This is a genomic window from Streptomyces sp. CNB091 (assembly GCF_000377965.1).
On the sequence record NZ_KB899007.1, the window covers coordinates 168,325 to 185,217 of the forward strand.

Annotated in this window: 8 protein-coding genes; 7 read left to right on the forward strand and 1 reads right to left on the reverse strand. The window is 73.7% G+C overall.

Translation table 11 applies throughout. The features are described from left to right. Window positions 1-174 precede the first annotated feature (174 nt). From D581_RS0128840 to D581_RS0128865, 5 genes are all read left to right on the forward strand, one after another. On the forward strand, window positions 175-747 hold the full coding sequence (locus tag D581_RS0128840) for a DUF4240 domain-containing protein (RefSeq protein ID WP_018960618.1): 573 nt from the start codon (window positions 175-177) through the stop codon (window positions 745-747). Between the two features lie 96 nt (window positions 748-843). After that, complete coding sequence (locus D581_RS0128845) at window positions 844-4,536, forward strand: hydantoinase B/oxoprolinase family protein (RefSeq protein ID WP_018960619.1); 3,693 nt, start codon at window positions 844-846, stop codon at window positions 4,534-4,536. Between the two features lie 70 nt (window positions 4,537-4,606). Beyond that, window positions 4,607-6,136: a hypothetical protein gene (locus D581_RS0128850; protein WP_018960620.1), complete on the forward strand. Its 1,530-nt coding sequence runs from the start codon at window positions 4,607-4,609 to the stop codon at window positions 6,134-6,136. Window positions 6,137-6,263: 127 nt separating this feature from the next. Beyond that, window positions 6,264-7,208, forward strand: coding sequence for a membrane protein (locus D581_RS0128860; protein ID WP_018960622.1), 945 nt, complete (start codon window positions 6,264-6,266; stop codon window positions 7,206-7,208). Between the two features lie 140 nt (window positions 7,209-7,348). Next, entirely contained in the window at window positions 7,349-12,121 is a 4,773-nt protein-coding gene (locus D581_RS0128865) for a hypothetical protein (RefSeq protein ID WP_018960623.1), read from the forward strand. A 170-nt stretch (window positions 12,122-12,291) separates the two neighbouring features. Here D581_RS0128865 and D581_RS0128870 read toward each other — a convergent pair whose 3' ends face one another. Beyond that, on the reverse strand, window positions 12,292-12,645 hold the full coding sequence (locus tag D581_RS0128870) for a hypothetical protein (RefSeq protein WP_018960624.1): 354 nt from the start codon (window positions 12,643-12,645) through the stop codon (window positions 12,292-12,294). Window positions 12,646-13,268: 623 nt separating this feature from the next. On the opposite strand from D581_RS0128870, the gene D581_RS0128875 reads away from it, so the two are divergent. Further along, window positions 13,269-16,445 carry a nitrate- and nitrite sensing domain-containing protein gene (locus D581_RS0128875; RefSeq protein ID WP_018960625.1) on the forward strand — a complete coding sequence of 1,059 codons (3,177 nt, stop codon included), beginning with the start codon at window positions 13,269-13,271 and terminating at the stop codon, window positions 16,443-16,445. After that, entirely contained in the window at window positions 16,442-16,885 is a 444-nt protein-coding gene (locus tag D581_RS0128880; RefSeq protein ID WP_018960626.1) for a roadblock/LC7 domain-containing protein, read from the forward strand. Before D581_RS0128875 ends, D581_RS0128880 begins: the two co-directional genes overlap by 4 nt. The last annotated feature ends 8 nt before the right edge of the window (window positions 16,886-16,893 follow it).

A 16,893-nucleotide genomic window follows, 5' to 3' on the forward strand; every position in this document is an offset into this window, starting at 1 on the left:
CCGCGGGGGCCCGGGAGGACGAGCCCGGGAGGACGAGCCCGGGAGCACGCGGCAGTCCGGGAGCACGCGGCAGTCCGGGAGCACGCGGCAGTCCGGGAGGACGCGGCGGCCCGGGAGGACGCGGCAGCCGAGGAGGAGGGGGCGTTGTCAGACCCTCCTCCTAGGCTTCTCCCCATGGACATCAACGAGTGGTGGGGGCTCGTCGAGCGGGCTCGCGACGCGGTCGGGGACCGGGCGGACGACCGGGACCCGCCCGACGACCCCTTGCCCGGAGCCCTGACCGACGTGCTCGCCTCCCTGGAGCTGGAGCGGATCGCGGCCTTCGCCGTCACCGCGGTGGACGTGAACCGGTCCGCCTACCGGTGGCCCCTGTGGAACGCGGCCTACCTCATCGAGGGCGGCTGCGGCGACGACGGCTTCATGGACTTCCGTGACGGGCTCGCCCTGCTCGGCCGGGAGACCTTCACCCGGGCGGTGGCCGATCCGGACACGCTGGCCGGACTGCCGGTGGTGATCCGGATGAGCCGGGGAGAGCGCGGCTGGATCGGATACGAGTCCCTGAACGCCCCGATCGCCGAGGCCTACCACCGTCTCCGTCGCGAGACCGCCTCCCTCGACGCCGCGGTCGAGGCGGCGCTGCGCGACCGCATACGCCCGGCGGACCCGGCGGGCGAGAGCTGGGACGCCGAGGACGCCGCCGCGAACCGCCGCCGACTGCCCCGACTGGCAGCGCTCTTCGAGGACTGAACCCCCGACGGACGTTGCGCCCCGCGAGATGCCCGCGAGATGCCTTGCGGACGCTTCGGGCCTGCGAGCCCGTGGGCGCGGGCACAGAATGGCGCCATGACCGGACGCTGGGAGTTCTGGATCGACCGGGGCGGCACCTTCACCGATGTGGTCGGCCGCCGCCCCGACGGCCGCCTGATCACCCGCAAGCTCCTCTCCCACGATCCCGCTCGCTACGACGACGCGGCCGTCGCCGGAATCCGGCTGCTCCTCGGCCTGGACCCCGGCGAACCGGTGCCCGCCGACCGGGTGGCCGCCGTCCGGATGGGCACCACGGTCGCCACCAACGCCCTGCTGGAGCGACGGGGCGAGCCGACCGTGCTCCTGATCACCGAGGGTTTCCGGGACGCACTGCGGATCGCTTACCAGAACCGGCCCCACCTCTTCGACCGGCACATCGTCCTGCCCGAGTCCGTCCACGAACGCGTGATCGAGGTCCCCGAACGCCTCGACGCCCACGGCCGCACCGTACGCCCTCTCGAACTCGCCCCCGTACAGGAACAGTTGCGCGCCGCCCACGCCGACGGTCTGCGCAGCGCCGCCGTCGTCCTGATGCACGGCTACCGCCACCCCGCCCACGAACGGGCCGTCGCCGAGGCGGCCCGTGAGGCGGGCTTCACCCAGGTCAGCAGTTCCCACGAGGTCAGTCCGCTGATCAGGCTCGTCCCGCGCGGCGACACCACGGTCGTCGACGCCTACCTCTCACCCGTCCTGCGCAGGTACGTCGACGAGGTCGCCGCCCGCCTCGACGGCATCCGGCTGATGTTCCTCCAGTCCAACGGCGGCCTGCGCGAAGCCGCCCGGTTCCGAGGCAAGGACGCCGTCCTCTCCGGCCCGGCCGGGGGCGTCGTCGGCATGGTCCGCACATCGCGGCAGGCCGGATACGACCGCGTCATCGGGTTCGACATGGGCGGCACCTCCACCGACGTCTCCCACTACGCCGGCGCGTTCGAACGGGAGCTGGGCACCGAGGTCGCCGGGGTCCGGATGCGCGCCCCGATGATGAGCATCCACACCGTCGCGGCCGGCGGCGGTTCCGTCCTGCACTTCGACGGCAGCCGCTACCGCGTCGGCCCCGACTCGGCCGGCGCCGACCCCGGCCCCGCCTGCTACCGCCGGGGCGGCCCCCTCACCGTCACCGACGCCAACGTGATGCTCGGCCGCGTCCAGCCCGGCCACTTCCCGGCGGTCTTCGGCGAGGGCGGCGACCTCCCGCTCGACGCCGACCTGGTGCGGACGCGGTTCGCGGCCCTCGCCGACGAGGTGGGGCGCGCCACCGGGCGACGGCCAAACGAGGCGGAAGCGGCGGCGGGCTTCCTGGAGATCGCCGTGCTCAACATGGCCAACGCCGTCAAGAAGATCTCCGTGCAGCGCGGCCACGACGTCACCCGCTACGCCCTGACCGGCTTCGGCGGCGCGGGCGGCCAGCACGTCTGCGCGGTCGCCGACGCCCTGGGCATCGACACGGTCCTCGTCCCCCCGCTCGCCGGGGTGCTCTCCGCGTACGGCATCGGCCTGGCCGACGCCACCGCGATGCGCGAGCAGTCGGTGGAGGAGGAGCTCGACGAGGCCGCCCGGGAGCGCGTGGAGAGGCTCTGCGCGGAGCTGGCCGACCGTACCCGTGAAGCCCTGCGCGCCGACGGAACGCCGGACTCCGCGATCACCACACAGGCCCGCGTCCTGCTGAGGTACGCCGGGACGGACGCGGCGCTGCCGGTGGACCTGGACACGGAGACCGCCATGGCCGAGACGTTCTCCGCCGCCCACCGGGCCCGGTTCGGCTTCACGATGGACAAGCCCGTCGTCGTCGAGACGGTCACGGTGGAAGCCACCGGAGCCGCCGGAGCCGGAGCCGCCGAAGGCACCGGAGCCGCCGAAGCCACCGGGGCCACCGGAGCCGCCGGCGTGACCGGTGATGCCGCGCCCGCCACGGGTTCCGGTCCGCGCGACGGCCACCGCGATACCTCGCCGGACCCCGCCGACACCGTGGACCTGTACGCCGAGGGGCGATGGCAGCGGGCCCCGCTGTACCGCCGCACCGACCTGCGCCCCGCCGACACCGTCACCGGTCCCGCCGTCGTCGCCGAGGACGACGCCACCACCGTCGTCGACCCCGGCTGGCGCGCCGAAGCGGCCCCCACCGGACATCTCGTCCTCACGCGCCGCAGCCCCCGCCCCGAACGCACCGCCGTCGGCACCCGGGTGGACCCGGTGATGCTGGAGGTCTTCAACAACCTCTTCATGTCGATCGCCGAGCAGATGGGCGTCCGCCTGGAGAACACCGCCCACTCGGTCAACATCAAGGAACGACTCGACTTTTCCTGTGCCCTGTTCGACGCCGAGGGCAACCTGATCGCCAACGCCCCGCACATCCCGGTGCACCTCGGCTCGATGGGCGAGTCGATCAAGGAGGTCCTGCGGCGCAACGAGGGGAGACTGCGCCCCGGCGACGTGTACGCCGTCAACGACCCGTACCACGGCGGCACCCACCTGCCCGATGTCACCGTGGTGACCCCCGTGTTCGACGAGGGCGAAGCAGGAGAACCGGACCGCCTGCGCTTCCTGGTGGCCTCGCGCGGGCACCACGCCGAGATCGGCGGCATCACCCCCGGCTCCATGCCTGCCTTCAGCCGGACGATCCACGAGGAGGGCGTGCTCTTCGACAACTGGACCCTCGTCCGCGACGGCCGACTGCGCGAGGACGAGACCCGCGACCTGCTCACCTCCGCCCCGTACCCCTCCCGCGACCCGGACACCAACCTCGCCGACCTGCGCGCCCAGATCGCCGCCAACGAGAAAGGCATCGCCGAACTGCGGCGCATGACCGACCAGTTCGGCTCCGACGTCGTGGACGCCTACATGGGCCACGTCCAGGACAACGCCGAGGAGTCCGTACGCCGCATCGTCGCCGGACTGCACGACGGCCACTGCCGCTACGAGACCGACAGCGGGGCCCTGATCCAGGTACGGCTGACCGTGGACCGGGACGCCCGCAGCGCCCACCTCGACTTCACCGGAACCTCGCCCCAGCAGCCCGGCAACGCCAACGCGCCCCGGTCCGTCGTCATGGCCGCCGTCCTCTACGTCTTCCGCACCCTCGTCGGGGAGGACATCCCGCTCAACAGCGGCTGCCTGAAACCCCTGGAGGTGACGATCCCGCCCGGGTCCATGCTCGACCCCGCCTACCCGGCGGCGACCGTAGCGGGCAACGTGGAGACCTCCCAGGCCGTCACCGGAGCCCTGTACGGAGCGATCGGCGGCCAGGCCGAGGGCTCCGGCACCATGAACAACCTCACCTTCGGCAACGACCGCGTCCAGTACTACGAGACGATCGCCAGCGGATCCGGAGCGGGGGACGGCTTCCACGGAGCCGACGCCGTCCAGACCCATATGACCAACTCCCGGCTCACCGACCCCGAGATCCTGGAGTGGCGGCTGCCCGCCCTGCTGGAAGGCTTCGCCGTCCGGGGCGGCAGCGGGGGAGCGGGGCGGTGGCACGGCGGCGACGGCGTCGAGCGTCGTATCCGCTTCCTGGAACCGGTCACGGTCGCGCTGCTCTCCGGACACCGCCGCGTCCCGCCGTACGGAGCGGGCGGCGGCGAGCCGGGGGCGCTCGGGGAGCAGCACATCGAGCGGGCGGACGGCGAGGTGGTCCCGCTGGAGGGCTGCGACACCGCCGAACTGGACGCCGGAGACGTGCTCGTGGTGCGCACACCGGGCGGCGGAGGATACGGACCCGCACAGACCTGACCCCCGCACGGGACCGGTCGCATAAACGCCGTTTCGACCGTTGTCGGTGCGAGGACCTAATCTGTCCCACGTGACTTCGCCTGCCTACCCGGACACCGCCTCGCCGCAGCTCAGTGCGGGGCCGCGGCCTGCCCCGGGCCCCGCCGCCGACGAGGGTCTCTCGCGGCGGCTGCGCGCGCTCGCGTGCACGGCGCCGCTGCACGACCTCGACGTCCGCAAGGCGAATCTGGCCGGCGAGTACACGGTGTACGCCATGGCGGAGGTCGCCCTCGCCGCGATCGACCACGTCACGCTCAACATGGACTTCGACACCGGAGCCGACCACGACCAGATAGTGGCCAGACTGCTCCCCCGGGTCGGCGCCCAGGCCCCCGACCGCCCCGTCGCCGAGCACGAACGGGTCGCCCGCTGGGTTCTGGAGAACCTGATCAACGTCGGCAGCGTCGACCGCGGCTTCCGCGCGGTCTACGGCACCTTCGGCCCCGACGGCGTCTACGTCCGCCGGGACTACGACTTCAAGCTCATCGAAGAGGTCCCGGGCTACGGCGGCACGGTCTACCTCCGCGCCACCGACGAAGCGGTCAACGTCCTGGTCGGCGCGTTGGACACCGATGTCACCAGCGCCCAGATCGCAGCCGAGGTCAAGCTTGAGGTCCTCATCAGCCGGGGCCGCCTCGCCGACGCCCAGCTCGCCGCCGAACAGGCCCGCTACCGCACCGTGCAGTACGCCGAGACGCTACGCCGGACCCTGGAGGCCACCCGGCGCAACGTCCGAGCCGTCGACTGGCTCCACACCGTCCCGGACATGATCGCCGAGGCCCTGGACCACGTGGCCGACCGCTACCGCCACGAGAACGCGATCCTCACCAACATCCGCAAGGCCCGCGACGAGGCCGAGGAGCCCGAGCACAAGCGCCGGGCCGCCGAGCTGGTCGACATCGTCAAGGACTGCATCCGCCGCCACACCCAGCTCCAGTCCCGGCTCCTGGAGGCTGGCCCCCTCTTCCGCGCGGAGCAGGACCGGCAGGCGTTCGCCCCGCCCGCCGCCCACGCGGGCCTCGACCTGTACGGGCAGCTGCTCGCCCCGCTCCTCCCCCTCCCCGTCGAACAGTCCACCCGCGCCACCGACGCCTTCTTCGCCCACGGCACCGGACTGCGCACCCCGACCTCCGTACGGGTCGGGGACCTGGTCGACCTGCTGCTCACCCCGCCGCTGGAGCGCGAGCACCTGGGCGCGGAGATGCCCGAGCCGGATCTCATCGCCACCCCCGACGACAGCCGGTTCAGCGAGGAGCAGCTCGCCCGCGCCATGACCCTGCTCGACCTGGAGCACGACGCCCCGCGCCGGCTCTCCGGACTGCTCGCCGAAGCCCGCGGCACCGGAGACACCGACCTGCCGTACCTGGTCGCCCTGCTCGCCGTCCACGCCGCCAGCCCGCCGGTCGGCACCGCCTACCGCCAGGGCGAACGACGCCTGCTGTTCGCCGTGGACGACGGGGCACAGCTGGACGACCCGGAGTTCGGCGGCGCCGACCTGATCGTGGGCACCGCCCTGCTGGACGCCGTCGGCATGGCCGCCGACCGCAAGGAGGCCTCATGACCGGCCCCGCGGTCTTTGTCGTGCACCGCCCCGCCGTTTCTGTCGTGAACAGTCCCGCGCCTTCCGCCGTGACCGGGCCCGCCCTCCTTCCGCACCTGCACGATTTCCGTACCGAGGAGTCCCAGCCGTGAGCGACCACGACGCCGAGCACCCCGACGCGTGGACCGAGCCCTCCGCGTACGCCGGGCCCGCCACCCCGCACGCGGGCGACACCGCGCACCCCGGCGCCGCCGAGCCCGCCGGGCAGACGCCCGTCACCCCGGCCGACGCCGCCGACGCCGCCCGCCTGGTCTCGTTCGGACTCCAGCCCAAGCTGCTGCCCGCCCGCGACGCCGAGTACGCCGACCTGCTGCGGCGCTACCGCGAGGAGAGCGCCTTCGCCCGGCTCGCCGACGCCGTGGCCACCGGCCTCGGCCTCATCGTCCTGGAGGTCTCCCCGCGCGCCGGGATGGCCGTGACCGCGGGTGAGGACTCCGTCTTCGCCGTCCGCATGGGCGACTACGCCCGTCGTGCCTCGTCCGACGCCGCCGACCGCTTCCTGCACGGACTCGCCCACCTCGCCGTCGCCGCCCTGGCCTTCCCCCGCCCCGAGGACCTCGCCGACGACGCGTACATCGGCCGCATCACGGTCAACGGCGTCGACGCCTTCGTACGCCAGGCCTGTCGGCGGCTGGAGGAGCGCGCCGAGGAACAGGGCGACAACACCGACCCGGCCAGCGACGCCCCCGGACTCGAAGCCGGCTGGCGGATCTACGCCCGCCGCAGCTCCACCGGCGCTACCAAGGACGCCCGCCGGCTCGCCGGATCCACCACCGGCATCATCGGCAAGGCCGTCGCCTTCCTCACCGACTCCGGCTTCCTCCAGCGCACCGGCGACGACGCGGGCGGCGCCTACCGCACCACGGCCCGCTACCAGCTCCAGGTCCGCGACCTGGCGGGCAGCGCCGCCATGGCCGAACTGCTGGAGCTCGGCGTCGTCCCCGTCACCGACGGCTCCGCCACCCTGCTGCCGCCGCCCGACCCCGACAGCATGGAGCTGGCCGCCGACGCGGGCCTGCCCTTCCACTCCTGACCTCCCCCTCTCACCTGACCGGCCGTTCCTGACCTGACCTGACCTGACCTGACCTGACCGGCCGTTCCCGACCGGCCCGCACGCCCCGCCCCGCACCTGCCGCTCCGCCCCCGCTCACCGAACGACGAGAGTCCGCCGCCATGTACGAGTTGTCCCGGGTCCGCCTCTACTCAATCGGGCCTGCCGGTGCGCGCTACGCCGACACCGTCCTCGATCTGCGCGGCGTCGGCGCACCCGTACCCAGCCCCGCTCCCGCCCAGGCGGAGTTCTTCGAGGACGAGCCGGTCGGCCCGCCCCGCCGCCCCGCTCCCGCGGGCGTCCTCTTCCTGGAGAACGGCGGCGGCAAGTCCGTCCTGCTCAAGCTGATCTTCTCGGTGATGCTCCCCGGCCACCGCAACACGCTCGGCGGCGCCAGCTCCGGTGTGTTGCGCAAGTTCCTCCTCGCCGACGACTGCGGGCACGTCGCCCTGGAGTGGCAGCACACCCTCACCGGTGAATGCGTCGTCGTCGGCAAGGTCAGCGAGTGGCGCGGCCGTCAGGTCTCGGGCGACCCGCGCAAGTTCGCCGAGGCCTGGTATTCGTTCCGGCCCGGCCCCGGGCTCAGCCTGGACAGCCTGCCCGTCGCCGAGTCCTCCGCCGTGGGCCGCCCCGCCGAAGGCGTCTCCGGCGCACGCGGCAGGCGGCGCACCATGAAGGGCTTTCGCGACGCGCTGATGGACGCGGGCAAGTTCTACGCCCACCTCGACGTGCACTGGGAAGAGATCCACGACCGCTGGAACGAACACCTCGGCGACCTCGGTCTCGACCCCGAACTCTTCCGCTACCAGCGCGAGATGAACGCCGACGAGGGCGAGGCCGCCGGGCTCTTCGCGGTGAAGAAGGACTCCGACTTCACCGACCTCCTGCTCCGCGCCGTCACCGACACTCGCGACACCGACGGACTCGCCGACCTGGTCAGCGGCTTCGGCAACAAGCTGGGCCGCCGCGCCGAGCTGACCGCCGAACGCGACTTCACCGCGGGCTCCGTGGACCTCCTCAACCGGATCGTCGAGGCCACCGACACCCGCGCCCGCGCCCGCGACATCCACGCAGGCGCCGAACGCCGCACCCGCACCCTGGCCCGCCGGCTGACCGCCCGCGCCGCCGAGGAGCGCGCCCGCACCGCCGAGCTGGCCGAACGGGTCACAGCCGCCGCCCACACCGTCACCGAGGCCGAGTCCACCCGGGGCAGCCGTTCCCTGATCGCCGCCGAACTCGCCTACCGGCACGCCTCGCTGGCCCTGACCGCCGCCGAGAAGAACGCCGCAGCCGGCCGCAAGGAGCTGGTCGAGGCCCGCACGCTGCACGCCGCCTGGCAGGCAGCCGAAGCCGTCCTGCGCCACCGGGCCGCCGCCGACCGTTCCGCCAGGGTCGCCGTCGCCATCCGCGAAGCCGAACGCGACGCCGCCCCCGCCCTCGCCGCCCGCTCCGCGGCCGCCACCGACCTCGTCCGCGCCCTGCACCGGGCCGCCGAGGAGGGCGAGCGCGTCGCCAACGAGGAGGAGGAGCGCTCTGACACCCTCCAAGCCACTGGCGAACGCGCCCACCGCGACGCCACCGTCGCCGCCACCGAGGCCCAGCGCGCCCGCAGCGAGGCCGGACACCTGCGCCAGCGCCTCGCCGAAGTGGGCCAGGAGACCGCCGACGCCGTCAAGGCGGGCTGGCTCGACGACACCGCGCCCGACGCCGACCCGGCCCGCGCGGCCCTTGCCGCCAGCGACGCCGAGCAGTCCGCCGTAGCCGCCTGGGACACCGCCCGCGAAGCCGCGCGCGCCGCCGCCGACACCGCCCGCGAGGCGGCCGCCGCCGAGAGCCGCGCCGATCTGGCCGCCGCCCGCGCCGCCGACGGGGCCAGGGCGGCCGAGCAGAGTCACGAGGACGAGCTCCGCGCCGCCGAATCCATCGCCGCCGATCCCCGCCTCGGCGACCTGCTGGGCCTTCCGTCCGGCACCGGCGTCCCCCATCCCCGCAGGGAAGCCGTCGACGAACCGTCCGAACCGGGCCGGGGATCCGGGCCCCGTCCCGGCCCGGGGGCCGACGACGGCACGGCCGTCTCAGCCGAACCGGCCGGCGATCGCGCCGTGGCCCTCGCCGACCAGCCCGCCGCCACCCAGCAGCCACTGACCGCCGAGGAGTTCGACCGCAGCGCCGACGAGCTGCGCGACCTCCTCGACCAGTCCGTCGCCGCCGCCGAGCGCCGCCTCTTCGACCTGCGCACCGCCGCCGCCGACGACGCCCGTATCCTCGGCGCGCTCGGCGAGGGCGGGCTGCTGCCGCCAGGACCCGACGTCCTGGCCACCGTCGAATATCTGGGCGAGCACGGCATCCCCGCCCTGCCCGGCTGGCGCTATCTCGCGCAGGCCGTCGACCCGGCCGACCACGCCGCCGTCCTCGCCGCCCGCCCGGAGCTCGTCGACGGTGTCGTCATCACCGACCCCGACGCGCACACCCGCGCCCGCGAGGTCCTCGGCGGGGCGGCCTTGCTGCCCCGCTCCGCCGTGGCCGTCGGCACCGCCGCCGCTCTCCTCGCCCCCGTCCCGGCCCCTGGCACCGGCTCCGACGCGCAGCACGACGGTGTCTTCCTCGTCCCGCCGAACCCGGCCATGCACGACGAGCACGCCGCCGACGAGGAGCGCCACGCACTGCGCAGCCGCGCCGCCGCCCGCGACGAGGACATCAGGACGCTCGCCGCCCGCCTCTCCGGGGATCGCGCGCTGGCCGCCCGCATCGGCTCCTGGCGCGCCGACTGCCCGCCCGGCATGCTCGCCGAACTGGCCGAGGCCGCCGCCGGCGCCCGTACGGCAGCCGAGAGCGCCGAAGCCGTCCTCGCCGAGGCCCGCACCGCCCGCGCCGAGGCCGACGAGGCCGCCGCCGACACCGCCCGGGTCCGCGACGAGCGCCAGGAAGCCGCCCAGCGGGCCCGCCGCGCCGCCGACGCCCTCGCAGGACTCGCCCACCGGCTGCGGGAGCGCGCCGGCTGGCAGGTCCGGCTGCGCGAACTGGTCGACGAGGCCGCCGAGTCCGAGGCCCGTGCCGCCGTCTGCCTCGACCTCGCCCGCGCCGCCGACGAGGACCGCCGGGCCGCCCAGCGGGCCGGGGACGACGCGCGCCGCACCGCCCGCGCCCTGCGGGCCGAGCGCGCCGAGATCGCCGGCGTCCCCGAAGTCCTCCCCGAGGAGGACGAGTCCAAGGCCCGCACCGCCCTGCCCACCCTGCGCGAGGCCTACCGGGCCGCTTCCCAGCTGTACGAGAAGGTCGGCGTCGGCGCCGACCTCCGCGCCGAACAGGCCCGCGCCGAGAGCGACGAGAGCGCCGCCCTCGCCGAGCTGGACCGCCTCACCAACAAGGTCCGCACCCGCGCCGCCCAGCTCCTGGAGGGCACCGACGGAGCCGACGGCCCCTCCCGCCAGGCCGCCGCCGCCCGCGCCGAAGCGCACGTCCAGCTCCTGGAGACCCGCGCCTCCACCGCCAGCGAACATCTGGGACGGCTGCGCGGCGAGGCCGAGCGGCTCGCCCCCGACGACGAGCGACAGCACCACACCGAACTGCCGGACGACCTCGTCCCGGCCGACGCCGAAGGAGCCCAGGCCCTCCTGCGTACGGCAACCGCCGAGCTCGCGGCCGCCACCGGGGCCCTGGACACCGCCCGCGCCGCCCACAGCGAGCTGCTGCACGCCCACCGCACCGCCGAGGACTCCGCCGGCGGCTTCGACGAGACAGCGGCCCTGCTGCGGGACCTCCTGCGCGACCACGGTACGGAGGACGGCACCGAGCACCCCGACCCCTACCCCGGCACCCTGGAGGAGGCCCGGCAGTCCGCCGCCGAGTCCCGCCGCTCCCTGCGGGGCTGCAACACCGACCTCTCGGCGGCCGAGAGCGCCGTCCGGGAAGCGAGCGACGTCCTCGTCCGGCACGCCAACTCCACCCGGTACGAACAGGTCCGCACCCCGGCCCGCCAGCAGATCCGCGAGCTGCCCGCCTCCGCGCTGCCCGAGCACGCCCAGAAGTGGGCCGACGCCTTCGCCCCCCGGCTCCGCGTCCTCACCGACGAACTGATCCAGCTGGAACGCAACCGCGACTCGATCGTCGACCGGCTGCGCGGGCTGGTCGACTCCGCGCTCACCACCCTGCGCTCCGCCCAGCGGCTCTCCCAGCTCCCCGAAGGACTGGGGGAGTGGTCGGGGCAGGAATTCCTCCGGATCCGCTTCGAGGAACCCGACCAGGCCACCCTCACCGAACGCCTCGGCGAGGTCGTCGACGAGGCCACCCGCGCCGCCCTCAAGAAGAATTCCGACCTGCGCCGGGACGGCGTGTCCCTCCTGCTGAGGGGCGTCGAGGCGGCGCTGCGGCCCAAGGGCATCGCGGTGGAGATCCTCAAGCCGGACGCCGTGCTGCGCGCCGAGCGCGTCCCCGTCGGGCAGATGGGCGACGTCTTCTCCGGCGGGCAGTTGCTCACCGCCGCCATCGCCCTCTACTGCACGATGGCGGCGCTGCGCAGCAACGACCGGGGCCGCGACCGGCACCGGCACGCGGGCACCCTGTTCCTCGACAATCCGATCGGCCGTGCCAACGCCACGTACCTGCTGGAGCTCCAGCGGGCGGTGTCGGACGCGCTGGGCGTGCAACTGCTTTACACGACCGGCCTGTTCGACACGACCGCGCTCGCCGAGTTCCCCCTCGTCATCCGGCTGCGCAACGACGCGGACCTGAGGGCGGGGCTCAAGTACATCAGCGTGGAGGAGCATCTGCGTCCCGGTCTGCCGCAGCAGGACCCGGACGGAGAGACGGTCCACGGCGAGATCACGGCGACCCGCATGTTCAAGAGGAACGAGCAGGCGGCCGCCGAAACCCCGCCACCACGGCCCGGCGCCTGACCACGGGCCACCACCACCACCACCACCACCGCTGCCGGTCGGGCGGAGCCGCCCCGGCAGCCGTGGCCGAACCGCGGAGCGGCCCCGTCAGCGATGACGGTCCGCGGATCGATCCCGTGATCAATCCCGCGATCAGGTCCGCGGATCAGCTCCGCGCTCAGATCCGCGGATCAGGCCCGGGAGAGGTCTCCGGTCTTCCGGCGGCCGTCTATGCCACCGCCTGTGCCGTCCCGCTCGGCGGCTCGCTCGGCCCGGCGGGACCGCCGCCGCTCACGACGTATCTGCCGGGCCGAACTGCTCGGCACCGACACCACGCCGTTGCGCTGGTTCCACACCTGCCGGGTCACCCAGACGTCCAGCACCGCCCAGGTGGCGACCACCGTGCTGGCCACACTGCTGAGCACCATCGGGAAGGCCAGCCAGGAGCCGGTCAAGGTGCTCAGAAAAGCGACCATCGCCTGGATGATCGTCAGCGACATGATGAGCACGGCGCGCACGGCGGCCGTCCGCACCGCGTCGGGCATCCGCCGCTTTGACGCCGGCTCCTCCACCCACAACTGCCGCGGCACCCGTGCCCCGCCCGCGGCTTCTGCCCTCGCGGCCGCCGGTGCTCCGGCGCTCCCGCGTTCCTGCGTGCTCAAGGACCTTCAACTCCCCACCACTGTCCGACTTCAGGGTGGCTGCCCGGCTTGCGCCGGTTCTACGCGGGCGGAACACGTCCACCCTGCCGCGCACGACCCCACCGTGCGTCTACCCCGTACATATGGACGAACCACCCGTCCCGAAGATTCCCCTGGAAAACGCCCGCAGGGCACAGAAGGGCACGGAGCGAAGAATTCCAGCCAACTGATACGTGCTGGTGCTGACAGGTCCAGCCGGTAGCGTCTGTCGCTTTCGCGAATTTCATCTCCGGGAATACGGGGACAACTCATGATCAAGTCCAGGGTGGACGGCTGAAAATCATCCGGACGTGTCTTCGAGTTGTCTCTGCGTCGGTAGTAGGCTCGCGCCGTTTATTGACGCAGGACGGACCTCACCCGCGTCCGCCCGATGCGCGCCGGTGTACGCACGGTGCGCGGCGGGGCGGGGCCGAGGGACGACCGGGAGAAGACCACCCCCGCGGTGCGGGGCCGATCTGGGGGAGGCCATGCGCTTTCGCGGGAAGTCCATCCGCAGGAAGATCGTGGCGTTGCTGCTGGTGCCGCTCGTCTCCCTCACGGGCCTCTGGGTCTTCGCGACCTACATCACCGGCCGTCAGGCCGACGAGCTGATGAGTGCCGGTTCCATCGTGGAGAAGGTCGGCCATCCACTGGAGGACGCCGTCCGAGCCGTCCAGGACGAGCGACGGCAGACACTGGTCTTCCTCGCCGACCCCCGGGCCTCCGACGCGCTCCCCGTCCTCATGGGCCGGCGCGCCGCCACCGACCGCATCGTGGGCGAGGTCAGGGAGAACGCCCGGGAGCAGGATGTCCGGGAAGCGCTGAGCGCCTCCGACGCGAGCCGCCTGGACGCGATCCTCAGCGCCGTCGACGGACTGGACGCCCTGCGTGAATCGGTCGAGAAGCGCACCATCAGCCGGGCCAGGGCGCTGGACTTCTACAACGGCCTCGTCGACCCCTCGTACCGCTTCCTCACCGGACTCCACACCCTGGAGAACGTGTCGATGGACCAGCAGATGCGGGCCCTGGTCGGGGTCTCCCGGGCCCGGGAGATGCTCTCCCGCGAGGACGCCCTGATCGCCTCGGGCCTCATCGCGGGCCGCTTCACCACCTCCGAACTGCGCCAGATATCCGGGCTCGTGGCCCAGCGTGAGCTGCTCTACGAGGTCAGCCTGGGAAACCTGCCCGCCGCGGAGCGCCGACGCGTCGAGCAGTTCTGGGGCAGTCCCGACACCGAACCGCTGCGCACCGCCGAGGACGCCCTGATCGCCGCGGGTCCGACGAAGGGGCCCGGTGCCGTCGACGCCGACCACTGGGAGGAATCGGCCGTCACCGTCCTCGACCGGCTGGCGGGCGACGCCACGGAGATGGGCAACCGTTTCCAGGACCGCGCCGAGCCGGCCGCCTACCGGGTGCTCGTCCAGGCCGGGATCGCCGGAGTCCTCGGCTTCCTGGCCCTGATCGTCTCGGTCTTCGTCTCCGTACGCATCGGCCGTGAACTCGTCCGCGACCTCTCCCGCCTGCGCAAGGACGCCCACGAGGTCTCCGGCGTCCGGCTGCCCAGCGTCATGCGCAGGCTGGCCGCGGGCGAGCAGGTGGACGTCGAGACCGAGGCCCCGCACCTCAGTTACGAACCCGACGAGATCGGCCAGGTCGGACAGGCGCTCAACACCCTTCAGCGGGCCGCCGTCGAGGCCGCCGTCAAACAGGCGGACATGCGGCGCGGCGTCTCCGAGGTCTTCGTCAACCTCGCACGCCGCAACCAGGTCCTCCTGCACCGACAGCTCACGCTTCTGGACGCGATGGAGCGCCGCACCGAGAACGGCGACGAACTGGCCGACCTGTTCCGCCTCGACCACCTCACCACGCGCATGCGGCGCCACGCCGAGGGCCTCGTGATCCTCTCCGGCGCCGCCCCCTCCCGCCAGTGGCGCAAGCCCATCCAGCTGATGGACGTCGTGCGGGCGGCCGTCGCCGAGGTCGAGGACTACGAACGCATCGAGGTCCGGCGCCTCGCCCGGATCGGGGTGGGCGGCCCCGCCGTGGCCGACCTCACCCACCTGATCGCCGAACTCCTGGAGAACGCCACCGTCTTCTCACCCCCGCACACCGCGGTCCAGGTGCACGGTGAACGCGTCTCCAACGGCTTCACGCTCGAAATCCACGACCGGGGCCTCGGTATGGCCCCCGAGATCCTCCTCGACGCCAACCTGCGGCTCGCCGAGACCCCCGACTTCGAGCTCTCCGACACCGACCGGCTGGGTCTGTTCGTCGTCAGCCGGCTCGCCCAGCGGCAGAACGTCCGCGTCTCCCTGCAGAAGTCGCCGTACGGAGGCACCACCGCGGTCGTGTTCATCCCCGCGGCGCTGCTCACCGACGCCCCCGACACCCACGGCACCGGGTTCCGCCTCGACCGTCGGGCCGAGCGGGCGATCGGCAGCGGCCGGAGCTCCGACGCGGCGCAGGACGCGCCGAGCACGGCCCCGGGCGCGGAGCGCCGCGTCAACGGCAGGTCCCCGGCCCTGTCTCCGGTGCCCACCGGGCTCACCGCACCGGGCGTCCTGGACGGTCCGGTCGAGCTGGAGCCCCCGGTCGGCCCGCTGGACTTCACCGGCGACCCGCTGGACCGTTCGCCGGATCCGGAACTGGACCCGGCCCTCGGCCCCGTCCTGGACGGCGTGTCCGACCTGGAGGACACCGAGAGCGAGCGAGGCGGCATCTTCCGCGCCCGGGACCTGCGCCGCGAGGGCGACCGCGAGCCCCGACGCGACGAGCCCGGCTCCATGCGCCGGGCCACCGACCAGGACCAGCACCAGCAGGCCCGCGACCACGCCGACGAGCCCACGGCGGAGGTGCGCCCGATGCGCTCCGCAGGGCCTGTCCCGCTGCCGCGCCGTAACCCGCCGACGCTGGTCACCGACCGGGGCCGTCGGGTCGACGACCCGGTCGAGACCCCCGGGAAGGCCACCGGCCCGGTCCCGCACACCGCCGACCGGGAGCCCGAGGCGGCCGACAGGTCCCGGACCACCGACGCGCCCTGGACCGTACGAGCCGCCGTGCACCGCACGACAGAGACGCACCGCACGACAGAACCGGACCGTTCGACAGAACCGGACCGCGCGCCGGCGCCGTCCCGTGCCGCGGAGCCGTCCCATGCCCGCGCCACAGAGGCATCCCGCGCCACGGAGGCACCGCGCGTCACAGGGCCGTCCCCGGCCCCCGGGGCACGGCACGACAGGACTCCGGCCCCGGCCGGCCCACCGGCGCCCGACACCGTGGGCGGACTGCCCCGGCGGGTCCGGCAGGCAAGCCTCGCCCGCCAGCTCCGTGAGGAATCCGCGGACCGGCCCCCGCAGCGGGCGCCTGTGGCCACGTTCGACGACGGCGAGCGCGACGCGGACGAGGTACGCGACCGCATGGCCTCCCTCCAGCGGGGCTGGCAGCGCGGCCGTCGGCAGAACGCCGCCGAATCCACCGCGAACACCGATCCCACCGATCCCACCGATCCCACCGATCCCACCGATCCCACCGATCCCACCGAGCACGCCGATCCCACCGAGCACGCCGATCCCACCGAGCACGCCGAATCCATCGCGAACACCGAAGACACCGGCGGCCCCGGTGGCACAGCACCAGGAACCACTCCGGGAGGGGACGGTCGATGACCGCACCGAACGCCGCAGCACACAACCCCGCACGCCAGGGCTCGGGCGAACTCAACTGGCTGCTCGACGAGCTCGTCCAGCGCGTCGCGAGCATCCGCAAGGCGCTGGTGCTCTCCAGCGACGGACTCGCCACCGGGGCGTCGGGCGACCTGACGCGTGAGGACAGCGAGCATCTCGCCGCCGTCGCCTCCGGCTTCCACAGCCTCGCCAAGGGAGTGGGCCACCACTTCGACGCGGGCCGGGTCCGCCAGACCGTCGTCGAACTGGACGAGGCCTTCCTCTTCGTGACGGCCGCCGGCGACGGGAGCTGTCTCGCCGTCCTGGCGGACGCCGACTCCGACGTGGGCCAGGTCGCGTACGAGATGACACTGATGGTCAAGCGCGTGGGGGCCCATCTGGCCAACGCCCCACGGACGACCGGTCTGCCCGCCGGAGGGTGAGGGTGGCG